21 protein-coding genes are annotated in these 23,822 nt (G+C 66.3%); 13 read left to right on the top strand and 8 right to left on the bottom strand.

Features of this window, described 5'->3' with window-relative positions; translation table 11 throughout:
* Window position 1 precedes the first annotated feature (1 nt).
* Window positions 2–1,387, top strand: coding sequence for a HAMP domain-containing sensor histidine kinase (locus AB0362_RS05115; RefSeq protein ID WP_366235422.1), 1,386 nt, complete (start codon window positions 2–4; stop codon window positions 1,385–1,387).
* Here the strand turns inward: AB0362_RS05115 and AB0362_RS05110 are convergent.
* From AB0362_RS05110 to AB0362_RS05100, 3 genes are read right to left on the bottom strand one after another with little or no spacing between them, the layout of a single operon-like run.
* The gene (locus AB0362_RS05110; RefSeq protein ID WP_366235048.1) at window positions 1,367–2,488 is read right to left on the bottom strand and encodes an AbrB family transcriptional regulator; all 1,122 of its coding nucleotides are present in this window, start codon (window positions 2,486–2,488) and stop codon (window positions 1,367–1,369) included. The two genes, AB0362_RS05115 and AB0362_RS05110, sit on opposite strands and share 21 nt — an antisense overlap.
* The gene (locus tag AB0362_RS05105) at window positions 2,485–2,895 is read right to left on the bottom strand and encodes a universal stress protein (RefSeq protein ID WP_068055827.1); all 411 of its coding nucleotides are present in this window, start codon (window positions 2,893–2,895) and stop codon (window positions 2,485–2,487) included. The genes AB0362_RS05110 and AB0362_RS05105 overlap by 4 nt, the downstream gene beginning before the upstream one ends.
* A gap of 33 nt (window positions 2,896–2,928) precedes the next feature.
* A complete protein-coding gene (locus AB0362_RS05100; RefSeq protein ID WP_068055829.1) occupies window positions 2,929–4,314 on the bottom strand; it encodes a CitMHS family transporter in 1,386 nt (461 codons plus the stop codon).
* A gap of 170 nt (window positions 4,315–4,484) precedes the next feature.
* Between AB0362_RS05100 and AB0362_RS05095 the strand changes: the two genes are divergently transcribed.
* Both AB0362_RS05095 and AB0362_RS05090 read left to right on the top strand, forming a co-directional pair.
* Window positions 4,485–6,149, top strand: a complete 1,665-nt coding sequence (locus tag AB0362_RS05095) for a sensor histidine kinase (RefSeq protein ID WP_149404966.1) — start codon at window positions 4,485–4,487, stop codon at window positions 6,147–6,149.
* Window positions 6,146–6,802 (top strand): response regulator, encoded by a 657-nt coding sequence (locus tag AB0362_RS05090; protein WP_366235046.1) that lies wholly within the window; start codon window positions 6,146–6,148, stop codon window positions 6,800–6,802. Before AB0362_RS05095 ends, AB0362_RS05090 begins: the two co-directional genes overlap by 4 nt.
* Here the strand turns inward: AB0362_RS05090 and AB0362_RS05085 are convergent.
* A complete protein-coding gene (locus tag AB0362_RS05085; RefSeq protein WP_366235045.1) occupies window positions 6,785–8,167 on the bottom strand; it encodes an MFS transporter in 1,383 nt (460 codons plus the stop codon). The genes AB0362_RS05090 and AB0362_RS05085 overlap by 18 nt on opposite strands.
* Window positions 8,168–8,241: 74 nt before the next feature.
* On the opposite strand from AB0362_RS05085, the gene AB0362_RS05080 reads away from it, so the two are divergent.
* Complete coding sequence (locus AB0362_RS05080; RefSeq protein WP_366235044.1) at window positions 8,242–8,766, top strand: helix-turn-helix domain-containing protein; 525 nt, start codon at window positions 8,242–8,244, stop codon at window positions 8,764–8,766.
* A 10-nt stretch (window positions 8,767–8,776) separates the two neighbouring features.
* Here the strand turns inward: AB0362_RS05080 and AB0362_RS05075 are convergent, their stop codons facing one another.
* On the bottom strand, window positions 8,777–9,202 hold the full coding sequence (locus tag AB0362_RS05075; protein ID WP_149404970.1) for an HIT family protein: 426 nt from the start codon (window positions 9,200–9,202) through the stop codon (window positions 8,777–8,779).
* A gap of 114 nt (window positions 9,203–9,316) precedes the next feature.
* On the opposite strand from AB0362_RS05075, the gene AB0362_RS05070 reads away from it, so the two are divergent.
* The 4 genes from AB0362_RS05070 (at window position 9,317) to AB0362_RS05055 (ending at window position 15,250) form a co-directional block, all read left to right on the top strand.
* Window positions 9,317–10,573: a bifunctional glycosyltransferase family 2/GtrA family protein gene (locus AB0362_RS05070; RefSeq protein ID WP_366235042.1), complete on the top strand. Its 1,257-nt coding sequence runs from the start codon at window positions 9,317–9,319 to the stop codon at window positions 10,571–10,573.
* Complete coding sequence (locus AB0362_RS05065) at window positions 10,570–12,588, top strand: glycosyltransferase family 39 protein (RefSeq protein ID WP_366235041.1); 2,019 nt, start codon at window positions 10,570–10,572, stop codon at window positions 12,586–12,588. The genes AB0362_RS05070 and AB0362_RS05065 overlap by 4 nt, the downstream gene beginning before the upstream one ends.
* Before the next feature lie 78 nt (window positions 12,589–12,666).
* Window positions 12,667–13,917: a phosphoribosylamine--glycine ligase gene (gene purD, locus AB0362_RS05060; RefSeq protein ID WP_366235040.1), complete on the top strand. Its 1,251-nt coding sequence runs from the start codon at window positions 12,667–12,669 to the stop codon at window positions 13,915–13,917.
* A gap of 172 nt (window positions 13,918–14,089) precedes the next feature.
* Window positions 14,090–15,250 (top strand): pyridoxal phosphate-dependent aminotransferase, encoded by a 1,161-nt coding sequence (locus AB0362_RS05055; protein ID WP_366235039.1) that lies wholly within the window; start codon window positions 14,090–14,092, stop codon window positions 15,248–15,250.
* A gap of 51 nt (window positions 15,251–15,301) precedes the next feature.
* Here AB0362_RS05055 and AB0362_RS05050 read toward each other — a convergent pair whose 3' ends face one another.
* The gene (locus AB0362_RS05050) at window positions 15,302–16,333 is read right to left on the bottom strand and encodes a GntG family PLP-dependent aldolase (protein WP_366235037.1); all 1,032 of its coding nucleotides are present in this window, start codon (window positions 16,331–16,333) and stop codon (window positions 15,302–15,304) included.
* Between the two features lie 49 nt (window positions 16,334–16,382).
* On the opposite strand from AB0362_RS05050, the gene AB0362_RS05045 reads away from it, so the two are divergent.
* A complete protein-coding gene (locus tag AB0362_RS05045; protein ID WP_366235036.1) occupies window positions 16,383–17,021 on the top strand; it encodes a TetR family transcriptional regulator C-terminal domain-containing protein in 639 nt (212 codons plus the stop codon).
* Window positions 17,022–17,125: 104 nt separating this feature from the next.
* On the opposite strand, the gene AB0362_RS05040 is transcribed toward AB0362_RS05045, so the two are convergent.
* Window positions 17,126–17,776 (bottom strand): DsbA family oxidoreductase, encoded by a 651-nt coding sequence (locus AB0362_RS05040; RefSeq protein ID WP_366235035.1) that lies wholly within the window; start codon window positions 17,774–17,776, stop codon window positions 17,126–17,128.
* A gap of 169 nt (window positions 17,777–17,945) precedes the next feature.
* On the opposite strand from AB0362_RS05040, the gene purB reads away from it, so the two are divergent.
* Window positions 17,946–19,364 (top strand): adenylosuccinate lyase, encoded by a 1,419-nt coding sequence (gene purB / locus AB0362_RS05035; RefSeq protein ID WP_094668665.1) that lies wholly within the window; start codon window positions 17,946–17,948, stop codon window positions 19,362–19,364.
* Here the strand turns inward: purB and AB0362_RS05030 are convergent, their stop codons facing one another.
* A complete protein-coding gene (locus tag AB0362_RS05030) occupies window positions 19,365–20,156 on the bottom strand; it encodes an HAD-IIA family hydrolase (protein ID WP_094668664.1) in 792 nt (263 codons plus the stop codon).
* Window positions 20,157–20,568: 412 nt separating this feature from the next.
* On the opposite strand from AB0362_RS05030, the gene AB0362_RS05025 reads away from it, so the two are divergent.
* The 3 genes from AB0362_RS05025 (at window position 20,569) to AB0362_RS05015 (ending at window position 23,805) form a co-directional block, all read left to right on the top strand.
* The gene (locus AB0362_RS05025) at window positions 20,569–21,825 is read left to right on the top strand and encodes a DUF4010 domain-containing protein (RefSeq protein WP_366235034.1); all 1,257 of its coding nucleotides are present in this window, start codon (window positions 20,569–20,571) and stop codon (window positions 21,823–21,825) included.
* A 28-nt stretch (window positions 21,826–21,853) separates the two neighbouring features.
* The gene (locus tag AB0362_RS05020) at window positions 21,854–22,273 is read left to right on the top strand and encodes an HIT domain-containing protein (RefSeq protein ID WP_366235033.1); all 420 of its coding nucleotides are present in this window, start codon (window positions 21,854–21,856) and stop codon (window positions 22,271–22,273) included.
* 245 nt (window positions 22,274–22,518) lie between these two features.
* On the top strand, window positions 22,519–23,805 hold the full coding sequence (locus AB0362_RS05015) for a SidA/IucD/PvdA family monooxygenase (RefSeq protein WP_366235032.1): 1,287 nt from the start codon (window positions 22,519–22,521) through the stop codon (window positions 23,803–23,805).
* The last annotated feature ends 17 nt before the right edge of the window (window positions 23,806–23,822 follow it).

The raw sequence follows: 23,822 nt of genomic DNA, 5'->3' as shown, positions 1-23,822 counted from the left end.
CCTGCCGCTGCGTTTCACCTTGGTCGCGGCGTTGCTGCTCCTGGTCGGGTTGGGCCTGCTGGCGTCCGGTGTGGCGGTGACGTCGTCGCTCGAGTCCTCCCTGATGCGTCGCCTGGACAGTCAACTGGTCGAAGCGTCCCAGGGATGGGCGAAACCGGGTGGCGAACGCCCGCCCTTTCCGATCGACGAGCCCAACCCGAACCGGCCGCCGACGAACTTCTTCGTTCGGTCCGTGGCCAACGACGGTACCGTCCGGGGCCCGATCAACGATGTGGCCGAGAGTGTTCCGGACCTGTCCGGTGCGCCGTCGGCAACTCCGAAGACCGTCGGTTCCGAGGGCGACCCGTCGAAGGAGTGGCGGGTCATCACGGTGACCAACAGCGAGGGTTCCACCACCGTTGGCATGTCGCTCAGCGCCAACCAACAGACCGTCAGCCGGCTCGTGGTGCTGCAGTTCTACATCGGTGCCGCCGTGTTGCTTGCCCTGGCCGTGATCGCCTACTTCGTGGTGCGACGCAGTCTGCGACCGTTGCGTGAAGTGGAGACGACGGCCGCGGCCATCGCTGCCGGAGATCTGCATCGCCGGGTTCCCGAGTGGAGTGAGAAGACCGAGGTGGGCCGATTGTCGTTGGCCCTCAACGGAATGCTCTCGCAGATTCAGCGGGCATTCGCGGCAACTGCGGCCTCGGAGGAGGCGGCTCGTGCGTCCGAGGATCGGATGCGCCGCTTCGTCGCCGACGCCAGCCACGAACTACGTACCCCGCTGACGACGATCCGCGGGTTCGCCGAGTTGTATCGGCAGGGCGCGATGAGCGACATCTCGTTGCTGATGACGCGTATCGAGGGCGAATCGGCGCGGATGGGCCTGCTCGTCGAAGACCTGCTGATGCTCGCGCGACTCGACGCGCAACGCCCGCTCGACATGCGTCGCGTCGACCTACTGACCATCGCCGCTGATGCCGTGCACGACGCCAAGGCGGTCTCACCCGCGCGGGACATCTCGCTGAAAGTGTTGGCCGGGCCGGGAATACCCGAGGTCAGCGGCGACGACGCTCGCCTGCGGCAGGTACTGGCGAACCTCGTCGGAAACGCGGTGCGGCACACACCGGAATCGGCGTCGATCACCGTCTGCGTCGGGACCACCCAGTCCTCGGTGCTGCTCGAAGTCCAGGACACCGGTCCAGGGCTGGGCGAGGAAGAGGCGGCGCACGTGTTCGAGCGCTTCTATCGAGCCGACTCCTCCCGGACGCGCGAGAGCGGCGGCAGCGGGCTCGGGCTCTCGATCGTCGCGGCTTTGGTGGCGGCGCACAACGGCACCGTTCGGGTGCAGAGTGCCCCCGGTCAGGGTGCGACCTTCCGGGTCGAATTACCCCGCGCCGACAGTTGATTCGCTTGCCGTCCTCGCTTTCTTGCGCTCGGCCAGTTTCGTGTACGCGGCTGCGGCGAGTGGCGCGGCCACGAGCATCGACACCAGTCGGATCACCTGCACACATGCGACGAAGGTGACATCCGACCCCGTGGTCGCGGACACGGCAAGCACGGCGGCCAGGCCGCCGGGTGTGGTCGCGAGGTACCCGGTGAGCATGCTGACCCCGGTGATCGCAGACAGCGCCCAGCCGAACAGCGCGCACACCAACCCGATCGAGAGCACCAGCAGCGCGGCCCACGGGAAGATGCGACCGATGGCCCGCAGGCTCGACACGGTGAAGGCGAGCCCCGCTTGCCATCCGATGACGATGAACGCCACCGGCAGCAGCACCGTGGGTACCGAGATGTCGACGGGCCATCCGAGCAGTTCGCAGGCACCGGCGATCATCAGCGGTCCAAGTGTCGCCGGCGCGGGCAGTCGGATGAGCCGCGCCAGAACGATTCCGGCGATGACGGCGGCGATCAGAAAGGCCGTGCCGATGTACCAGGGCGTCGTCGCCGTATCGTCCGCGCCTGCTCCGCCGCCGGTGTCGGTGTGGAACGCGAACGTGACGATCAGCGGCATCGTGACCACCACGAGCGCGACGCGCAGGTATTGCACCACGGCGACGATCCGCTCGTCCCCGCCGAGTTCTCGGGCGATGGACACCAGACCCGTTGCGCCACCGGCGATCAGGGACAGTGCTCCGGTGACGGGGTCGACGTCGCGATGCAGGGCGAGCAGTGCGCCGCAACCGGCGCTGACGACCAGCGTCCCGGCACCGACGAGAACGGCGGGAATCCAGTTCTCGCCCAACGCGCCGAGAGTGTCGGTGTCGAGCATCAGACCGATGGTCACCGCAAGCGTGCCCTGCGCTGCCATCGACGCCGGGCGCGGTACCGCAGCCGGGCCGAGGCCGGTCAGAGCGAACACCACAGCGACGACGAGGGCCGCGAACAACGACGGTGCCGTCAGGCCCAGGGCCGCGAAAAGGGCCCAGCCCCCGACGGATACGGCCGCGAGGCCGATCCATCGGAGGCTGTTCCCCAGTATTCGTCTCATCCGTTTCGGAGCACTCACGCTCCGGACTTGACCAGAAGAACCGGGACCGGAATCTCGAGGAGCAGGCGCTGAATGGTCTGTCCCATCAGGAACTTTCCGACCGCCGAGCGGTGTCGGGAGCCGACCACCAGGATCTCGGACTTCTGCTCTTCGACCAAGGTCAGCAGGGTGTTGACGGCATCGGGATCGGGCCGGCCCACCGCCACGGTCCAGGAGACGGCGTCGGCGTGATCGATATCGGCCAGAGCGGTCTCCACCGACGTGGATACCGCCTGCGTCTCGGCCGCCTCGGCGGAGGGCTCGGCCGATCCGGAGAGTGCGTGCAGGACGACGAGGTCCGTCTCTCGAATGCGGGCTTCTCGCACTGCGGCCGCCAACGCTGCGCGGCCCTCGGGTGAATTGTTGTGCAGTACGCCAACGGTCATGACAGTTTCTCCTACGACGAGTGGGGTGGGGGATCAGCCGAACGGGATCTGGCCGAGGAGGATGCCGACGGCCAGCATCGCGAGGGAGACGACCACCGCTCGCCACAGCACCTTCTTGTGGTGATCGGCCAGCGACACTCCGGCGAGGGTGACCAGCAGCAGGATGGCCGGAACCAGCGGACTCTGCAGGTGGACGGGCTGACCGGTGATCGACGCACGGGCCATCTCGACGGGGTCGATGCCGTACTTGCTCGCAGTCTCGGTCAACACCGGGAGGATGCCGAAGTAGAAGGCGTCGTTGGTCATGAAGAACGTCAGCGGGATGCTCAGGATGCCGGTGATGACGGCCAGGTACGGGCCCATGCCCGCCGGGATGACGTTGAGCAGCCACTCGGCCATGGCCTCGACCATGCCGGTGCCCTGGAAGACGCCGGTGAGAATTGCTGCGGCGAGCACCATGGCGACCACGGAGACGATGGAGGACGAGTGCCGTGCGATCGCGTCGCCCTGTTCCTTGACCTTGGGGAAGTTGACCGTCAGAGCGATCGAGGCAGCGATCATGAACAGCACCGGGATGGGCAGGATGTCCATGACGAGGATGACGAGCAGGATGACCGTCAGAGCAGCGTTGAACCACAGCAACTTCGGGCGCAGCGTGTCGCGATTGGGGTCCAGGCCGTCGAAGAACTGACCCGATTCGCCGGAGTCGTCCGATCCGCCGGTGCCTGATCCGCCGGTTCCCTTGCCGCCCTTGCGGATACTGCCGCCGCCACCGGAGGCCACCAGTTCGGGTTCGTAGATCAACTTGCCGATGCGACGACGCTCCATGATGCCCAGGTGCACGGCGAACAGCAGCACGATGATCAGGCCGACGATCATCGAGGGAACCATCGGAACGAAGACGTCGGACGGGGAGATACCGAGAGCGGATGCGGCGCGCACCGTCGGGCCGCCCCACGGGATGATGTTCATCGTGCCGTTGGCGAGACCGGCGACGACGGTCAGAATGACCGGGCTGACACCGAGTTTGAGGTACAGCGGCAGCAGCGCGGACGTGACGATGATGAACGTGGTGGAGCCGTCACCGTCGAGCGAGACGACCATGGCCAGAATGGCTGTTCCGACAACGAGTTTCATCGGGTCGTTTCGCACGAGGCGCAGGATGCCGCGCACCAGCGGGTCGAACAGTCCGACGTCGATCATGATTCCGAAGAAGATGATCGCGAAGAACAGCAGGGCTGCAGTGGGGGCCAGGGACTTGATGCCGTCGGTGATCATGTCACCGATGCCGAGCCCGGCGCCGGCCAGCAGACCGAAGATGACGGGTACGAGGGTGAGTGCGACGACGGGCGTGGCTCTCTTGGTCAGGATCAAGAACATGAAGGCGGCTACCATGAGGAAGCCGAGTATCACCAACATCGTGCACTCCTTCTCGAAATGTGTGAGGTGGGTCCGGTTGGACTACGTGTTGTGACTGAAGTTACGTAACCGGCATCACATGTTCGCTGTTGTGCGCACTACCCGCGCAAGCAACGAAAAGAGCCTTTTGCGCATTGTGCTCGAGCCCGCTCGGCGCATAGCCTGGTTGGGTGCGATTGAGGACTCAGGTGCTGTTGTTGCAGGCAGCGCTGGTGGCGGTGGCTCTGGCGGTGGCGTTCGGGGTCTTCGCCATCAGCAGTGGCAGCCAGGCGAGCGAGGAATACGGCGAACGTGCACTGGCCGTTGCGCGGACGGTGGCGTCGGACCCGGAGGTGCGTTCGCTCGTCGAGCAGTTCTCTGCCGTGGACACCGCAGGCACCGACGCCGCGCCTGCGGGAGTGTTGGCAGGCGGAGCACTGCAGCGTGCAGCCGAGGGTGCCCGAATGCGCACCGACGCACTGTTCGTCGTCATCACCGACGATCGGGGTCTGCGGTTGGCGCATCCCGATCCGACAGTTCTGGGTCAGCGGGTGAGTACGGATCCGTCGGGGGCGCTGGCGGGCAACGAGGTGGTCGAGCAGGAGCGCGGCACCCTCGGCGACTCCGTACGCGCGAAAGTGCCTGTACTGGCTCTCGGTTCGACCGACGTGGTGATCGGTGAAGTGAGCGTGGGCATCTCCACGACGGCCGTGCGCACCGAGTTGGTGAAAGATCTGATCAACGGCGCGTTGGTGACCGGTGCCGTACTGCTGCTCGGGCTGATCGGCTCGACTCTGTTGGCGCGCAGATGGAAACGGCTGACTCTGGGGCTCGAGCCGGAGGAGCTCGCCGAACTGGTCCGGGAACAAGAGGCGGTGTTGCACGGAATCGGTGAGGGTGTCGTCGCCATCGACCCCGATGGAGTCGTCACGGTCGTCAACGACGAGGCGCGCACCCTGCTCTCGATCGACGGTAAGCCGGGGATGCGCATCGAGGACATCGGTCTGACCCCGAGGCTGCTCGAGGTCATCGAATCGCCGACGTCCGAGCCGGTTCTCGCGGCCGTGAACGAGGTCGTGGTCATTGCGGCCGCCCGAAAAGTGCTGCGCGACAATCGTGATCTGGGTACGGTGCTGACCGTGCGCGACCGAACCGACGTGGAGACGCTGACGCGTCAGCTCGACGCGGTGCAGTCGATGTCCGCTGTGCTGCGCGCGCAGCGTCACGAGTTCGCGAATCGGATGCATCTGGTCAGTGGACTGCTGCACGAGGGTCACCCGGATCGGGCGTCGCAGTACATCGACGAGATCCTCGGTGTCGGACCGAGATCGGAATCCATCGAGGGCATCGACGCCGTCTCCGACGCCTATCTGCGGTCGTTTCTGACGGCGAAGGCCGCGCATGCGAGGGAGAGCGGAGTGCGGTTGGTGTTGGGCGAGAACACCTGGGTCGGCGGCGAAGTGGCCGTCCCCGTCGACGTGACCACGGTGCTGGGCAATCTCGTCGACAATGCGATCGATGCTGCCAGGCTGGGAGTCAGGCGGCCGGCCGAGGTGGAAGTGGAACTGGTGCAGGACGGTTCGACGTTGCACATCGTGGTTCTCGATTCCGGCGACGGGGTGGACCTGGCACCCGAGCAGGTATTCGTCGAGGGAGTCTCGACCAAGTCGACCGAAGAATCGCCGGGCGGTCGGGGAGTGGGCCTGGCGCTGAGTCGGCAGATCGCGCGCACCCGCGGTGGCGACGTGACGCTGGCCGATGCCGGTGGGCAGATCACCGAGGAGAACGAACGAGGAGGCGCGGTGTTCATCGCGTCGATACCGGATGCGCTACAGGCAGATGAGGTCTCACAATGAGAGTGCTGGTCGTGGACGACGATTTCCGGGTTGCGGATCTGCATGCGGCACTGGTGAATTCACTCGACAACTACAAGGTCGCCGCAGTCGCGACGAGTGTCGCTCAGGCTCGGGAGTTGGCGTCGTCGCAGTCGTTCGATCTGGCGCTGGTGGACGTCTATCTGCCCGACGGATCGGGAATCGACCTGGTGCGCGAACTCGAGTGCGACGCAGTGGTGCTCTCGGCGGCGGCCGATCAACAGACGGTGCGCGCGGCCATGACCGCGGGTGCCTGGACGTATCTGATCAAGCCGTTTCCGCGATCGGCGTTGATCGACCGCCTCACCGGGTATCTGACGTACCGGACTGCTCTGGACCGTTCGGAGGAGCTGACCCAGGCCGACATCGACGGCGGACTCGACGCGCTGCGCCCGCGCGCGGCCGCGCCGCTGCCGTCCTCGCAGTCCGTGACCCGTGACCTGGTGCTCGATGCGGTGCGCACGACGGCCGACCCGATGTCCGCGGGCGAAGTTGCTGCAGCCATCGGCATTTCACGCGCGACAGCGCAGCGTTATCTGGCGACCCTGGTGTCCAAGGGCCGGTTGCGCATGCAGCTGCGTTACGGATCGACCGGGAGGCCGGAGCAGGAATACTCGCTAGCGCCCGGCGCGTGAGAACGACACCACCACGGCCCCGAGAACCGAGATCGCAGCGGTGACAAGGGCCGCGGTGTTCCAGCCCTGCACCAGTCCGCCGGCTTGGTCGGCACCTACCGGAACGGCAACCACCGCAACGACGGTGACCCCGATAGCGGACCCGACGTAGCGCGCAGTGTTGTTGGCACCGCTGCCCATGCCGCCTCGTCCGGCGGGAACGCTGGCCACCGCCTCGCGGCCGAGCGCAGCGTTGAGTACGCCGCTGGCGACTCCGGCCACGAGCAGGCCGGGAAGCAACCGTGGCCAGGATGCGTTCTCGGACAGCCCCGTCAGCATCAGCATGCCGATCGCGACGCCCACCAGCCCGACGGCGAGTTGCGTTCGACCGCTCAGCGACGCGGGCAGCCTGCGGGCCAGCAAGGCGGTGACCACGGACGTGGCCGACCAACCGAACAGCAGCAGGGCGGCACCGAGCGCGTCGATTCCCAGTACGGTTCCGAGGAATCCGGGCATGTACGACATCAGGGCGATGATGCCGCCGCCGGTGGCCAGCGCGGCGACGGTGGCGGCCAGAAACGGTGGGTGTCGGAAGAGGGTGAGATCGAGCATCGCAGCGGCACTGCGCAATTCAAGGACCACGAACGCGCCCAGCAACAGGGCGGCCAGCACGAACAAGATGATCGGGGCCATGGCTGTCCAGCCCTGCCTGCCCTCGACCAAGGCCGCCAGCAACGCGGCGATGCCCGTCGCCAACAGCAGCGCGCCGACCGGATCGAGGCCGCGGGGGGCGTCGGACCTGGATTCTTCGACGAGCACATGCGCGGCGACGGCGAGTGCGAGCGTGGCGATCGCGAGCACCACGTAGGCCGTACGCCAACTCGCCGAGCGATCCAGCACGGCGGCGAGCAAGGGCCCGAGAGCGATGCCTGCACCCACGCTCGCACCCCAGACCCCGCTGGCCTTCGCGCGCACCGGACCGGCCGGGTGGGTGTGGGCGATGATGCCCAAGCTCGAGGCGACGACGGCCGCGCCGCCGAGGCCCTGCAGGATGCGGGCGAGAACGAAGATCAGCGTGTTGGGGGCGAGTGCGCAGACGATTGCGCCGACGGCCAGGACCACCGCGCCGAGAGCGAACGTGCGCCGACGTCCGAAGTCGTCGGCGACCGTACCGGTGGTGAGCAACGCCGCGGCGAGGCCGATGCTCATGGAGCTGAGAATCCAGGTGCGTCCTGCGGCGTCGGACATCAGATCGGCTGCGGTGCTGTTGATGGTCGCGAGCGGTGCGGTGAACGCCATCAGAGTCAGCAGGGTGCCGAGCGCTGCGATGGTGAGCGCGCGGGCGCTGTTCGCGGTGCCGGTGGGCGAGGGTGCAGTATCGGTCATCGTCGTCCTTGTGGTCTGGTGATCGAACTGTAAACGCCCAACTTGGTTCGGTCAACAGACTGTACTATCGCCCCATGGCACTCGGAATCGACTACGCCCGCCAGGACTGCTCCCTGGCCCGTGCCCTCGAACTCGTCGGTGAGCGATGGACCTTGCTCATCGTGCGCGACTGCTTCTTCGGCGTCCGACGCTTCGGTGATTTCCAGGTCCACCTCGACATCTCCAAAGCAGTCCTCGCACAACGACTCGGCGCGCTGGTCGACGCCGGGCTGCTCGAACGACGAGCTCGCTCATCGGAGGGCGGGCGCGAGAACTACGTTCCGACCACCGCCCTCGAAGGACTGTGGCCCGCGGTGTTCGCCCTGAGCTACTGGGGTGAGGAACAGACCGCGAAACCCGCAGGGAAGCGTCGACGATTCCTGCACGCGGACTGCGGAACCGACCTCGGGCCACTGGGGATGTGCCCCGAATGCGGAGTCGCGCCGGGGCCGCACGACATCGACACCGACATCGGCCCCGGCTACGACCCCGACACCCGATCCGACGAGGTCTCGATGCAGCTTCGGACGCGTCGGCGGCTGTTGACGCCGCTGCGTTGAGCGAGATGCGTCAGTTCGGGACGTGAGCCTCGTGGCCGAGCCGGCGTAGCGCTGCTCGGAGCTTGGCTGCGGCCTCGTCCTGCGACTCCGCCGACGGATTCGGATCGGCACCGGAGATGTCGAAGTTGCCCATGTCGTACGCCGGAAACACGTGCAGGTGCAGGTGCGGGACCTCGAGTCCGGCGATCAACAGACCGGCGCGGGGAGCATCGAACGCGGTCTTGACGGCCTGACCGATGATCTGCGCGACGGCAGTGATCTTGGCGAACGCGGCACCGTCGACGTCCTGCCACTGGTCGATCTCCTCACGCGGAACCACCAACGTGTGGCCCGGGGTGAGCGGCGCGATCGTCAGAAACGCAACCACGTCGTCGTCCTGCCACACGAAACGCCCCGGAATCTCACCGGCGATGATCTTGCTGAAAATGGAAGCCATGGGAACAGGATGCCCTACCCGACTCGACCGGGGCCGTACCAGTGGGCGTGGCTCCCAGGTAATTGCCAGGTCGGTCGCAGGGCGATTCAAGGTCCGGGCCCGATCGTTGTCGTCATGACAACGAATTCCCTCGCACGAGCAGCAGGCCAGCGGCCCGGCTCGAACGCCACGGCCACTCTCGAGGTGGTCATTCCGGTATACAACGAAGAGGCCGATCTCGAACAGTGCATTCGTCGTCTCCACGAGCATCTGGAGGACCGAATCCCGTTCCGGTCCTCGATCACGATCGCCGACAATGCCAGTACCGACGGAACACTCGCTGTCGCACGTCGACTCGCCGACGAGATCGACGGAGTCCAGGTTCATCACCTGGACGAGAAAGGGCGGGGCCGGGCCCTCAAAGCAGTGTGGCTGGCGTCGGACGCCGATGTGGTGGCCTACATGGACGTCGATCTGTCCACCGATCTCAATGCCCTGATGCCGCTGATCGCACCGTTGATGTCCGGTCATTCGGACCTCGCCATCGGCTCGCGGCTCAACCGATCGTCCCGAGTGGTTCGCGGCGCGAAACGTGAATTCATCTCGCGTAGTTACAATCTCATTCTGCGTACTTCGCTGCGCGCACGCTTCTCCGATGCGCAGTGCGGTTTCAAGGCCATGCGTACCGACGTCGCCCGACAGCTGTTGCCGCTCGTCGAAGACACCGGGTGGTTCTTCGACACCGAATTGCTCGTCATCGCAGAGAAAGTCGGCCTGCGCATCCACGAGGTGCCCGTGGACTGGGTCGACGACCCGAACAGCAGCGTCAACATCGTCGACACCGCCGTCAAGGACCTGCAGGGCTGCTGGCGCGTCGGGCGTGCCCTCGCCACCGGTGTACTTCCGGTCGCCGAACTTCGCCGAAGCCTGGGACGGGAGCCGCTCGTGCCAGGAGTACCGCACGGAATGATCAGCCAGATGGTGCGATTCGGCATCATCGGCATCGCCAGCACCATCGCCTACGCACTGCTGTACCTGATGCTGCATTCTCTCATCGGCGCGCAGGCCGCGAACTTCTTCGGGCTGCTGATCACCGCTGTGCTCAACACCGCGGCGAACCGTGCCTTCACCTTCGGCGTCCGGGGGCCGGACGGTGCGGGCAAACACCAACTGCAGGGGCTGGCGATCTTCGGCTTCGCTCTTCTCGTCACCAGTGGATCGCTCGCCGTGCTGCACGCCTGGGTTCCCGATGTGTCCCGGCACGTCGAACTCGCCGTCCTCATTGTCGCCAATCTCGTTGCCACCGTGTGCCGATTCGTCGCCCTGCGGTGGGTCTTCCGTAGCGCACTGGACGCAGGCTCGGAGTCCGCGAGTTCGGAGAAGAGCCTGTGACGACGACGATGGAGCGGCCCTCCGCGGCTGCCGATTCTGCACCGGTGACCTCCCCGCGCTGGGAATTGGTCGGGCTGGTGGCCCTGCTCTTCGGAACCGGCATTGCCTACATCTGGGGACTCGGCGCGTCGGGCTGGGCCAACTCCTTCTATTCCGCTGCGATACAGGCGGGTTCGGTGTCGTGGAAGGCCTTCTTCTTCGGATCCTCCGACGCCGCCAACTCGATCACCGTGGACAAGCCCCCGATGTCGCTGTGGCTGATGTCGTTGTCGGTACGCATCTTCGGGCTCAACACCTGGGCGATGCTCGTACCCCAGGCTCTTCTCGGCGTCGCCTCCGTGGCGCTGCTGCGCGCTACCGTCAAGCGTCGATTCGGTGGCGCGGCCGGTCTGCTCGCAGGCCTGGTACTTGCCGTGACTCCGGTTGCCGCACTGATGTTCCGGTTCAACAATCCTGACGCGTTGCTGGTGCTGCTGATGATCGCCGCGGTGTGGGCGTTGCTGCGAGGCGTCGAGACCGGAAAGACCAAGTGGCTGTTGATCACCGGCATGTTCGTCGGATTCGGCTTCCTCACCAAGCAACTCCAGGTCATGCTCGTCGTACCGCCGCTGGCTCTGACCTATCTGATCGCCGGGCCGCCGAAGTTCCTCATCCGGCTGTGGCAGCTGTTCGGCGCGCTGGGCGCGATGATCGTCTCGGCCGGATGGTGGATTCTGATCGTGGAATTCTGGCCGGCGTCCTCCCGGCCGTGGGTCGGTGGCTCGCAGAACAACTCGATTCTCGAACTCACGCTCGGGTACAACGGATTCGGTCGCCTCAGTGGTGACGAGACCGGAAGTGTCACCCCCGGCCGCAGCGGTATGGGCGGCGACATGGCCGGGGGGATGCCCGGCGGGATCTGGGGTGAGACCGGCATCCTCCGCATGTTCGACGCCTCCCAGGGCGGCCAGATCGCCTGGCTCATTCCGGCCGCGCTGATACTGCTGGTCGTCGGACTCGTGTTGCGCGGCAAAGCTCCTCGGACAGACGTGCAACGAGCCTCGCTGATCGTCTGGGGATCGTGGTTGCTGGTCACCGGTTTGACGTTCAGCTTCATGGCCGGAATCTTCCACGCGTACTACACCGTTGCGCTCTCGCCCGCCGTCGCTGCTCTCGTCGGCATCGGCAGTGTGGTGCTGTGGCGTCGACGCGAGACGTACTGGGTGCGGATCGCGATGGCCGTCGCGGTGACGTCGACCGTCGTGATGGCGTGGGTGTTGCTCGGTCGCAGTGAGAGTTTCGTGCCGTGGCTGAAGTGGGCGATTCTCGTCGTCGGAATCGTGGCGGTCGTCGCGCTGCTGATCCCGGCACTGACTCGCGGCAGGCTGGCTGCGGCATCGATCCTGGCGGTGATGTTCGCCGGACTCGCCGGACCGACCGCCTATGCGGTCGACACCATCGGCACGCCGCATACCGGAGCCATCGTCTCGGCCGGTCCCAACACCGGCATGCGCGGATTCGGCGGTATGGGCGAAGGCCGAGGCGGTCCGGGCGGGATGCAGTTGCCGGCCGGGGTTCAGATACCTGCCGGAATGCAACCGCCTGCGGGTTTCCCGGGTCAGGCCGGGGCTGCCGGCGGGGCCGAGATGGGCGGGACGGGTCGGGGTATGGGCGGCGGTATGGGTGGTCTGCTCGAAGGCAGTGCACCGACTGCGGCCATCACCGAGATGCTCGAGCAGGACGCCGACTCGTACACCTGGGTGGCAGCGGCCATCGGAGCCAACACCGCTGCGGGTTACCAACTGGCCACCGAGGATCCCGTCATGCCGGTCGGCGGTTTCAACGGCACCGACCCCTCGCCGACCCTCGCCCAATTCCAGCAGTACGTCGCCGACGGAGAGATCCACTACTTCATCGGAGGCGGCGGCATGCCGGGCATGGAGTCGGGGACCTCGGCAGAAATCTCCGCCTGGGTCACCGAGAACTTCACCGCGACCACGGTCGACAACGTGACGTTCTACGACCTCACGCAGTAACACCGAACCACCACGAAAGAGCCCCGCGCCGTGACAGGTGCGGGGCGCTTTCGCGTCGAGCAGATAGTCTGATGCACTGTGCGCGTACTAGTCATAGGTTCCGGTGCTCGTGAGCACGCCCTCCTCCTTGCGTTGAAGGCCGATCCGTCGGTCGAGAAGCTCTTCGTGGCTCCCGGCAACGCAGGCACCGCGAAGCTCGCCGAGCAACACGCGGTCGACGTCGCCTCCGGTGAGGCGGTGACCGCGCTGGCGAAGAAGGTCGAAGCCGATCTCGTCGTCATCGGACCGGAGGTTCCACTGGTCCTCGGCGTGGCCGACGCCCTCCGTCAGGCCGGCATCGCTGCGTTCGGCCCCTCCGCGGAGGCTGCGCGCATCGAAGGGTCCAAGGCCTTCGCCAAGGACGTGATGGCAGCGGCCGGTGTGCGGACCGCGCACAGCGAAATCGTCGACTCGCCCGCCCTGCTCGACGCAGCCCTCGACCGTTTCGGACCCCACTGGGTGGTCAAGGACGACGGCTTGGCCGCAGGCAAGGGTGTCGTCGTCACCACCGATCGCCTCATCGCTCGCGATCACGCAGCGGAGCTCCTCGAGAACGGTCACCCGGTACTGCTCGAATCGTTCCTCGACGGACCCGAGGTCTCCCTCTTCTGCCTCGTCGACGGCGAGACCGTGGTGCCGCTGCTGCCCGCGCAGGACCACAAACGCGTCGGCGACGGAGACACCGGACCCAACACCGGCGGCATGGGTGCGTACACCCCGTTGCCGTGGTTGCCCGAGGGCGCGGTCGAGGAGATCGTTCGCGATGTCGTGAAACCCGTTGCCGCCGAGATGGTCGAGCGCGGTGTGCCGTTCTCCGGTCTGCTGTACGCGGGTCTTGCCATGGGTGCCGACGGTCCGGCGGTCGTCGAATTCAACTGCCGCTTCGGCGATCCCGAGACCCAGGCGGTGCTCGCGCTGCTCGACTCACCTCTCGGTGAAGCGTTGAACGCGACGGCAACCGGCACACTTGCGTCACTTCCGCCGCTGCGCTGGAAGGACGGCGCGGCCGTCACCGTCGTCATCGCCGCCGAGAACTACCCCGGTCGACCACGCACCGGTGACGAAATCCTCGGCTCCGAGGGCGAAGGCGTGCTGCATGCCGGCACCGCGGTGAAGGACGGCGCGGTCGTCTCCGCGGGTGGACGCGTGCTCAGCGTGGTCGGAACCGGATTCGACCTCACCGCCGCCCGGGACGACGCCTACTCACGCATCGCGGGAATCCGATTGCCGGGCAGTCACTTTCGTACGGACATCGGGCTGGCTGCCGTGGAGGGTCGCATCTCGCTGTAGGTGCGGTGAGTGGGCGGGCGTCGGCCGGCGTGTTCCAGCAAACGCGCGCGCGTTCGTGAGACGCGCGCGGAATTGCCGGACGTTGCCAGTCGATCTTGCGCGCACTTGGCGAACGCGCGCGTTTGCAAAGGTCAGAGGTACCGAGCGAACCGGGATCAGTAGTGTCGAAACAATGCACAGTGAATCGCAGCGATCGAAGGTCGAGCCGTTCCATGTGATGGATGTGTTCGCCGCGGCGGCCGAGCGGGCGCGCACTCATGGCGACGTGCTCTCTCTTGCTGCAGGTCAACCCTCCACCCGAGCGCCCGAGCCGGTGTTGCGCGCTACCCGCGAGGCTCTGGATTCGCATCTGCTGGGGTACACCGAGACGCTGGGGATTTTGCCGCTGCGTCGCGCTATCGCCGAGCACCACAGCGCGCGGTACGGCATCACCGTCGACGCCGCGGACGTGGTGATCACGACCGGCTCGTCGGGCGCGTTCACGTTGCTGTTCCTCGCAGCGTTCGACGCGGGGGATACGGTCGTGATGGCCAGGCCCGGCTATCCGGCGTATCGAAACACGTTGGCGGCGTTGGGCTGCCGCGTCGTCGAGCTCGACTGTGTGGAAGAGACACGGTTCCAACCGACCGTCGCGATGCTCGAGGAACTGCCCGAACCGCCCGCGGGTCTCATCATCGCGAGCCCCGCCAACCCCACCGGCACGATCATCGACGCCGACGAGCTGGCGGCAATCGCGCGCTGGTGCGACGAGCACGGAACTCTGCTGATCTCGGACGAGATCTACCACGGCATCGCCTACGGGGACGCGCGCACGTCGAGCGCCTGGGAGACATCGAAAGAATCCGTCGCCATCGGATCGGTGTCGAAGTACTTCTCGATGACCGGATGGCGGCTCGGCTGGATGCTACTTCCGACCCGATTGCGCAGGGCCGTCGAACGATTGGCGTCGAACATGACGGTGTGCCCACCGGCGATTTCCCAGGTGGCCGCCATCGCGGCGTTCACCGAGGAGTCGCGCATCGAGTTGGATTCACACGTCGAGCGCTACGCCGTCAACCGCCGAATTCTGCTCGACGGTTTGCCGGCCATGGGCATCACCGACCTCGCACCGGCCGACGGTGCCTTCTACGTGTACGCCGACATTGCGCACCTGACCGAGAATTCGCGGAGCTGGTGCGCGCGAGTGCTGTCCGAGACCGGCGTCGCACTGGCACCGGGTGTCGACTTCGACACCGTGCGCGGCAATCACACGGTGCGATTCTCGTTCGCAGGCACCACGTCCGACGTCGCCGAGGCGCTCGAGCGGCTTCGGGTCGTGAGTGGAACCTCGTAGCAGGCTACGAGGCAGGAGTGGAGCCTGCGGAACGACAGGAAGGCGCTGCGTTCACGTGCGGCGCAGACGCTCCAGTACCTCGGCGATATCGGCGGCGTCGACGTCGCGGTGGGTCACGAAGCGCACCTTGCCCGCGACGGTCACCGCGGCGATCCCAAGCTCGGCCAGCTCGGTGACCGTCGTCGCCGGGTCGGGAACCGTCGCGAGGACGATGTTGGTCTCCGGCTCTACCACCTCCCAGCCTCGCTCGCGCAGCCCGGAAGCGAGGGTGGACGCGTTGGCGTGATCCTCGGCGAGATCACCGATGCGACCCAATGCGACGAGCCCGGCCGCGGCCAGCACGCCACCCTGACGGACGCCGCCGCCCAACATCTTTCGGACGCGTCGCGCCTCGTGGATACGTGCGGAATCCGAGACGAGCATCGAGCCGACGGGTGCGCCGAGGCCCTTGCTCAGGCATACCTGCACCGTGTCGGCACCGGCAGCGAGCGACGCGATCGGAACATCCAGGGCGACAGCGGCATTCCACAGTCTCGCGCCGTCCAGGTGGACCTTCAGCCCGCAATCACGTCCGGCGGCAACGAGTTCCGCCCATTCGTCTGGTCCGATCACGGTCCCGCCGGCGAAGTTGTGGGTGTTCTCGAGCGACAGCAGCGTGGTCCGTAGCGAGAAGTACGGTCCTGCACCGCCCGCTTTCGCACGCACCGTCGACGCCAGAGGGCGGCCGGGACCGCCGTCGTGGGGGAGGGCGTCGGGCATCCCGCCTGCCAGCCATGCGGCGGTACCGAGCTCGGACCCCAGGACGTGCGCATGTTCGGGGGCCAGGAAGCGATCGCCGCGCTGCAGATGCAGCATCAGCGCGATGATGTTGCCCATCGACCCCGACGGAACCCACAGTGCCGACTCGAACCCGAGCAGAGCTGCCACCGCTTCTTCCAGCGCTGCCATCGTCGGATCGTGATCGAGGACGTCGTCGCCCACTTCGGCGTCGGCCATGGCTTTTCGCATGACCGAATCGGGTCGGGTGATGGTGTCGGAGCGAAGGTCGATCGTTCGAGGTGCCACGAGCAACGACAATTCCATAGCGCGAAAGCAGTCCGACGAACGGCCTCGAGCTGGCACGATGACTTGAATGTCCGCAGGTCCGACCGAGTCGCAGCACAAGGTGTCGGGTGCGACTCCGAAGGGGGTGCGCCGCCGGCAGGCACTGGCGTCTGCGGCCGCGGACCTTCTCGTCGAGGGCGGCTTCGACGCGGTGCGGCACCGATCGGTGGCCGCGCGAGCCGGGCTTCCTCTTGCGTCGACCACCTACTATTTCGAGTCCCTCGGAGACCTGGTGGCCGCGGCGGTCGACGTCGTCGGAACCCGTGAGATCGACGTCATGCGCGGCCGCATCGACGACGAGGGCAAGTGCTCGAACGAAATGGAATCGACGGTCGACCTCATCGTCGACCTGCTCATCGGGCCACAGGACGGGCACGAGCAGCTGATCGCACGGTACGAACGCTTCATCGCCTCGGCCCGGCATCCCGAACTACGAGAAGTGCAGCTGCGGCTGCGCGCCCAGATCGACGACCTGCTCACCGATGTCCTGCGCCGATCGGGCCGAACCGTGCAGGAAGAGCAGCTACGACGACTCGTGGCAGTGGTCGACGGAGCCGTCGTCGGAGCGCTCAGCGAAGTGGACCCCGACCCCCGTCACATGGCACGAAGCATGCTGCTGGCCGTCATCGACATCGTGGCACCGGCGGAACAGGTGCAAGCCGATTGACTGCTGGCCGGTCTCGCCGAAGTCTGCGTCGTGGATCGGTGGCACCTCGCACACGCCGTCCTCGCAGACGGGGCCGTCGTCGCCGACGATCTCCAAAGGACCGCTCATGACCCGGCAGCGGCTTTCTGCAGCACGTCTACGAACACCGACGGTTCTTGTGCGCCGGACACACCGAGCCGTCCGTCGATCACGAAGAACGGTACGCCGCTGATTCCGTAGGCGATGGCCTGCTCCTTGTCCGCCCGCACGGCCGGCAGGAACTCCTCGGACTTCAGCGCCCGGGCCGCCTCGTCACGGTCGAGGCCGACCTCCGCGGCCAGGTCGGCGAGATCATCGGTGCGGCCGACGTGGCGGCCCTCCTCGAAGTAGGCCGCCAGGAGCCGTTCCTTCATCTCGACCTGCATGCCCTTCGACTTCGCGAAGTGCAGGAGCTCGTGCGCCTTGACGGTGTTGGTGTGCTGCACGGCATCGAAGTCGTACGCGAGCCCCTCGCCTGCGGCCAGCTCGGTCATCTGCGCCAACATCTGCGTGACCTGGGCGGCCGGCATACCTTTGTGCGAGACGAGAAAGTCGACCTCGCTGCCATCGAAGTCGATCGGTGTGTCGGGTGCCAGCTCGAACGAGTGGAACTCCACCTCGAGCGTTCCGCCCCCGGCGGTGAACTCCGCAGCGCCTGCCTCGAAACGGCGCTTGCCAACGAAGCACCAGGGGCATGCGATGTCGGACCAGATGTCGACCTTCACTGTTCGGCTCACGACGGCTCCAACATCGGAGCGCGCGTCGGTTATTCCACGCGGCGCGCAGCCGCTGGCACCAGGAAAAGGGCGGCGTACGCGATCCCGGGAGGCCGGTACTGCAGTCCTTTTCCGAAACAGTGCAGTCGTCTTCCGAGACCGACAACTGCGCCACGTAAGCTGGACGCTCGTGAGCATCCCGAATGTCCTGGCCACCCGTTACGCGAGTCCCGAACTGGTGGAGCTGTGGTCGCCGGAGCACAAGATCGCCCTCGAACGCCAACTGTGGATCGCTGTGTTGCGCGCGCAGTCCTCCCTCGGAGTCGACGTCCCCAACGCGGCCATCGCGGACTACGAAGCCGTCGTCGATCAGGTGGATCTCGCGTCGATCGCCGAGCGTGAGCGCGTCACCCGGCACGACGTCAAGGCCCGCATCGAAGAGTTCAACGCCCTCGCCGGCCACGAGCACATCCACAAGGGGCTCACCAGCCGCGACCTCACCGAGAACGTCGAGCAGCTGCAGATTCTGCGCTCCCTCGAGCACGTCCACGCGCACGGCGTCGCCGTCGCGAAGAGGCTGGCCGAGCGCGCTGCCGAGTACTCCTCGCTGGTGATGGCCGGTCGCAGTCACAATGTCGCAGCTCAGGCGACCACTCTGGGCAAGCGTTTCGCGTCGGCCGCCGACGAGCTGCTGTTGGCCCTGTCCCGGGTACAGGAGCTGATCGCGCGCTACCCGCTGCGCGGCATCAAGGGCCCGATGGGTACCTCGCAGGACATGCTCGACCTGTTCGGCGGCGACTCGGCCAAGCTCGTCGCGCTCGAGCGCATAGTCGCCGATCACCTCGGTTTCCGGCACACGATGACGAGCGTCGGCCAGGTGTACCCCCGTTCGCTCGACCACGAGGTCGTCTCCGCGCTGGTCCAGATCGGTGCCGGACCGTCCTCGTTCGCCCACACCGTTCGCCTGATGGCAGGCCACGAACTCGTCACCGAGGGCTTCCAGGCGGGCCAGGTGGGCTCGTCGGCAATGCCGCACAAGATGAACACCCGCTCGTGCGAGCGCGTCAACGGACTGCAGGTGGTGCTGCGCGGCTACGGCTCGATGGCCGCCGAGCTCGCCGGAGCGCAGTGGAACGAGGGCGACGTCTTCTGTTCCGTCGTGCGCCGCGTCGCGCTGCCCGACGCCTTCTTCGCCATCGACGGCCTCATCGAGACCTTCCTGACGGTGCTCGACGAGTTCGGTGCGTACCCGGCCGTCATCGCCAAGGAACTCGACCGCTACCTGCCGTTCCTCGCGACGACCAAGGTGCTCATGGCCGCCGTGCGCGCAGGCGTCGGACGCGAGACGGCGCACGAGGCGATCAAGGAGCACGCCGTCGCGGTTGCGCTGGCGATGCGTGAGCAGGGACTGGAGCCGGACCTGCTCGACCGTCTGGCCGCCGACGATCGGCTGCCACTCGACCGCGCTGCCCTCGATGCTGCACTGGCCGACAAGACGGCATTCGTCGGTGCCGCCGACGCTCAGGTCAGTGCGGTCGTCTCGGCAGTGGAGCGTCTGATCGCGAAGTTCCCCGCCGGGGCGTCGTACAGCCCGTCGCCGATTCTGTAGTCAGGAGAGGACACCGGGGAGGTCGGCCACGGAGTCGATCACGTGGTCGGGTTCCATCGCGAATTCGTCGGTGATGCGTCGGTCGAGCACGTCCTGACGGAACTTCCCGGTGCGAACGAGCACGCCGGTCATCCCGACGACCTGGGCGGCGAGGACGTCGTTGTCGAGGTCGTCGCCGACCATGACGACGTCGTCGGGGTCCACGCCCATCCGCTCGGACGCCGTCCGGAATCCCAGCGGAGCGGGCTTGCCGATGGCCTTCGCGGTATGTCCCGACGCCTGTTCCATACCCCCGAGGTACATGCCGGTGTCGATGCGCAGTCCGGCTCCGGTGCTCCACATCAACGAACGGTGCATCGCGACCACGGGAATGCCCCGGCACAGCCAGTCGTAGACGCGGCTGAGCCGCTCGTGGGTGAACTCCGGGCCTGCCCCGCCGACGACGACGACATCGGGATCCTCGGACGTCTCGTCGACGAACTCGATTCCCGGCATGTCGCCTGCGATCTCACCGTTGTTGATCAGCACCACCCGCGCGTCCGGATAGTTCTCACGCAGATGATCCGCGGTGAGCGACGCGGCCGTGACGATCTCGTCCGAGTGCACGTCGAGTCCCACCTCGCGCAGCGCCGTAGCGATCTGTCCACGGGTTTTGGACGTCGTATTCGTCAGGAAGGCGCGAGCAATGTCCTTGCTGTCCAGGTACTTCAGAGTCTCTGCTGCCCCTGGCACCGCCTGCCACGACGTGACGAGAACGCCGTCGATGTCGAAGAGAACCCCGCCGATGCTCATCGGCAAACAGTAGTCGGGTTACCGAACGCCTGCAGCCTCAGCCATGTTGCCCACGTAGCGTCGGCAGCGCCCGGTACAGGTAGGGCTCGTTCGGTGATGTCGGAACATCGACGGACCGCACCTATGGCGATGACGTGAGGGACCTTCTGCCCTGTTTCTTCGACTGTGTAGTCACGACAATTGGATTGTGACCTACTGCGACGCTGAGAGCTGACGCCGTGACGGAGACGTCGGACCGCAGCAGAGACGGATGGGGCTCGGCTGTGTTCGCCGCTCGAGGCGAACTGGTCCGAAACTGGACCGGCCGTGGATTCGAATCCGATCCGACTTCGGGATCCGTCGTCGACTCGACCGGTAGTAGTCGCTCGTTGCGGCAAATCCGTTCCAGTAGTGAGCGATCGGAGAAACAGTCGTGAGCTGGACGGACGTCGAGCCCTTCCTGGTGGCGCTCGCCATCGGGCTGCTGCTCGGGTTCGAGCGTGAACGTAGCCATATCCGCACGCTCCCGGCCGGGTCGCGTTCATTCGCACTGCTGTCTCTTGCCGGAGCCGTCGCCGCCAGCTTCGACAACTGGGCAGTGTCGGCCGGCATCGTCGTCGTCGGGCTGCTCATGGCGCTTGCCTATCTCCGCACCAGCGAGCAGGACCCGGGGACCACTACCGAGATTGCCGCGCTGGTGGCCTATCTGCTCGGCGCCCTCGCCTTTACCGACCCGTCGGTGGCCGTAGCCCTTTCCGTGATCGTGGCCGGACTGCTGGCGTCGAAGTCTCGCATTCATCGCTTCGCCCGTCAGATGGTCAGCGAGATCGAACTCGAAGACGCCATCAAGTTCCTCGTGGCGGCGTTTGTCATCCTGCCGTTGTTACCCGATCGCGGAATCGGACCCTACGGCGTGCTCAACCCGGCCAAGGTGTGGCTCCTCGTCGTTCTGCTCACCGGTATCGGATGGATCGGATACATCGGCGTCCGTACGCTTGGGTCCCAGCGTGGTCTGCTCGTCACGGGTCTGGCCGGCGGATTCGTATCCGCAAGTGCGACAACTGCGTCGATGGGCCGGCTGAGCCGGACAGCCGATGAGATACGGGCACCGCTCGCCGGGGCGCTCGTTGCCAGCCTTGCCACTTTCATACAGTTGCTCGTCGTCATCGGGTTCGTCGAGCCGGAGGTGCTTCGACGACTGTGGCCCCCGGTGGTGGTGGGAGCCATGGTGCTCGTTGTAGTCGCTGCCGTCGTCTACCGCGGTGCCGCAGTGGCTCCACGAGACGCCGAGGTGACGAGCGCAGGCGTCGAGCCGCACACCTCGGCGCGGCCGTTTTCGTTGCGGCCGGCACTCGTCTTGGCTGCTGTTCTCGTCTTCGCCCTGTTTGTCGGCCGATGGGGTGCTGACGTTCTCGGTTCGCGAGGAGCGGTGCTCGCCGCAGCTGCGGCGGGTCTCGCCGATGCTCACGCCGGTGCTCTCGGTGCTGCGAGCCTTGCTGCGAAAGGCACGATCACGGTCGACAGCGCGCTGCAGGCAATCGCCGCTGCGCTCGGAACGAACCTACTGGTCAAGAGTGTGCTGGCCTTCACTTCAGGTGGGCGTCGCTTCGGTCTTGGGTTTCTTGCGGGCATGGCTGTGCCGACGGTCGTCTTCGCCGTCGCGATGACCATCGTGGTGACGGTGGGGTGAACTGCGGCGGACCTTAGAGTTCGTGACTGTGAACCCTTATACGATTTTCGCCGAGATCATTGCCGGGACGGCCGAGGCTTCTCGCGTCCACGAGGACGAGACAGCGATTGCGTTCATGGACATCAGGCCGCTCACCAGCGGACATGTGTTGGTGGTGCCCAAGGAGCAGTATCGGACGCTGGCGGAGTTGCCGCCGGAGGTCGGGGCGCACCTGTTCGTGGTGGGGCAGAAGGTGGCTGCCGCTCTGCGTGCCGGCAACCCGCGTGTCGCGGGCGTCAACCTGTTCCTCGCCGACGGCACGGTCGCCGGTCAGGAAATCTTCCACGTGCATCTGCACGTCATCCCCCGCATGATCGGTGACGGCTTCGGCCTGCGGGCTCGGCCGTCGTCGCCGCAACGATCCGAACTGGACCGGCAGGCTGCGGAGATCGCGGCCTTGCTGAGCTGAGCTCTCGCCCTGCTCGAATTGCTGCCCGTGTGTGGTGTCTTCGAAGCCGTTGTGTACCCAGGCTAGTTAGGTTAGCGTTGCCTTCCGCAAGGCGCGAGTCGATGCCTGTGGCACGACATTGCGCGCGATACCCGGTCACGGACCGAATCACCCTCAGGAGCGCACACGATGAACCTTGTCGAAGACACGGAGGCGGCCGAGCCGGTTCGGGGAACACTGGATCGGATGACGGGGGCGAGCCGTCGATGACCTCGCACAACGATCTTTCCGACGGCGCCTACGACATCGTCGGGGTCGGCTTCGGGCCCTCGAATCTGGGCCTGGCCATCGCGATCGAGGAGCACAATCGAATGTGCTCGCCGGCAGAGCGATTGACGGCCTGCTTCGTCGAATCCAAGGACGAGTTCGCCTGGCACCCCGGCATGCTGTTGCCGGGGACGTCCATGCAGATCTCGTTCCTCAAAGACCTGGCGACCCAACGCAATGCCAGCAGTGAGTACAGCTTCCTGGCGTATCTGTCGGAACAGGGTCGGCTCAATCACTTCATCAATCTGCAGACGTTCTTCCCGAGCCGGCTCGAGTTCCACGACTACCTGGCTTGGGCCGCAGGCAAAGTCGACGCGACCGTGCACTACGGCACCCGGGCGCTGGACGTCGTCGACACCGGCGACGGCTACGGCGTCCGCACCGAGGGGCGGCGCACCGGGACCGTGCGAGGACGCAACATCGTGCTCGCCGGAGGACTGACCGCCAGCCTGCCCGACGGGGTCACGGCGTCGGCGCGACAGTTCCACAACCACGATCTTCTCGGCGAGCTCGATCGGTTGCCGTCGAGGACGCAGCGCACCTTCGTCGTGGTCGGTGCCGGGCAGAGTGCCGCCGAGGTGGTGGACTACCTGCACTCGACGTACAGCGACGCGTCGGTGCACGCGGTGTTGCGCAAGTACGGATACAGCCCGGCCGACGACAGCCCCTACGCCAATCGCATCTTCGATCCGACGGCCGTCGACGACTTCTATTCGTCGTCGCACACACTGCGCGAGCAACTGCTGCACTATCACCGCGGCACCAACTACTCCGCTGTCGACCTGCCGTTGATCGAGGAGTTGTACGCACGCGAGTACTCCGAACGAGTCAGCGGGAAGCGCCGGTTGTTCGTGCACGGAGCGTCCCGGTTGGTCGGAGCCACCGAGGAGCCGTCGGGCGTTCGTGTCTCGGTCGAGCACGGCCCGACGGGGCTGGCCGAGGACATACTGTGCGACGCTGTCGTCTATGCCACCGGCTTCACGTCCCTCGATCTACCCGAGATCCTCGGTCCGCTGTTCGACGACGTCGAATACGACTCCCGCGGGCCTCGCGTGACGCGTGACTACCGACTCGTGACGCGTGAACCGAGTGCGGGTTCGATCTACCTGCAGGGCGGCACCGAGCACACGCATGGCCTGACCTCGTCGTTGCTGTCCAACATCGCTGTCCGCAGCGGTGAGATCGTGAAGTCCGCTGTGGGCGCGAGGGTGCGATCGGTGGTGTGAATCGGGTGAGGACGAGC

The organism is Rhodococcus sp. NPDC079359, from assembly GCF_040702585.1.
GTDB lineage: Bacteria > Actinomycetota > Actinomycetes > Mycobacteriales > Mycobacteriaceae > Rhodococcoides.
This window is presented reverse-complemented; position numbering and strand designations above follow the sequence as displayed.

Excerpts from the sequence above, each read along its gene's own strand:
- AB0362_RS05105 (WP_068055827.1), bottom strand. The coding sequence starts at position 2,895 with ATGACCGTTGGCGTACTGCACAACAATTCACCCGAGGGCCGCGCAGCG.
- AB0362_RS05100 (WP_068055829.1), bottom strand. The coding sequence starts at position 4,314 with ATGTTGGTGATACTCGGCTTCCTCATGGTAGCCGCCTTCATGTTCTTG.
- AB0362_RS05090 (WP_366235046.1), top strand. The coding sequence starts at position 6,146 with ATGAGAGTGCTGGTCGTGGACGACGATTTCCGGGTTGCGGATCTGCAT.
- AB0362_RS05085 (WP_366235045.1), bottom strand. The coding sequence starts at position 8,167 with ATGACCGATACTGCACCCTCGCCCACCGGCACCGCGAACAGCGCCCGC.
- AB0362_RS05080 (WP_366235044.1), top strand. The coding sequence starts at position 8,242 with ATGGCACTCGGAATCGACTACGCCCGCCAGGACTGCTCCCTGGCCCGT.
- AB0362_RS05075 (WP_149404970.1), bottom strand. The coding sequence starts at position 9,202 with ATGGCTTCCATTTTCAGCAAGATCATCGCCGGTGAGATTCCGGGGCGT.
- AB0362_RS05070 (WP_366235042.1), top strand. The coding sequence starts at position 9,317 with ATGACAACGAATTCCCTCGCACGAGCAGCAGGCCAGCGGCCCGGCTCG.
- AB0362_RS05055 (WP_366235039.1), top strand. The coding sequence starts at position 14,090 with ATGCACAGTGAATCGCAGCGATCGAAGGTCGAGCCGTTCCATGTGATG.
- AB0362_RS05050 (WP_366235037.1), bottom strand. The coding sequence starts at position 16,333 with ATGGAATTGTCGTTGCTCGTGGCACCTCGAACGATCGACCTTCGCTCC.
- AB0362_RS05045 (WP_366235036.1), top strand. The coding sequence starts at position 16,383 with ATGTCCGCAGGTCCGACCGAGTCGCAGCACAAGGTGTCGGGTGCGACT.
- AB0362_RS05030 (WP_094668664.1), bottom strand. The coding sequence starts at position 20,156 with ATGAGCATCGGCGGGGTTCTCTTCGACATCGACGGCGTTCTCGTCACG.
- AB0362_RS05015 (WP_366235032.1), top strand. The coding sequence starts at position 22,519 with ATGACCTCGCACAACGATCTTTCCGACGGCGCCTACGACATCGTCGGG.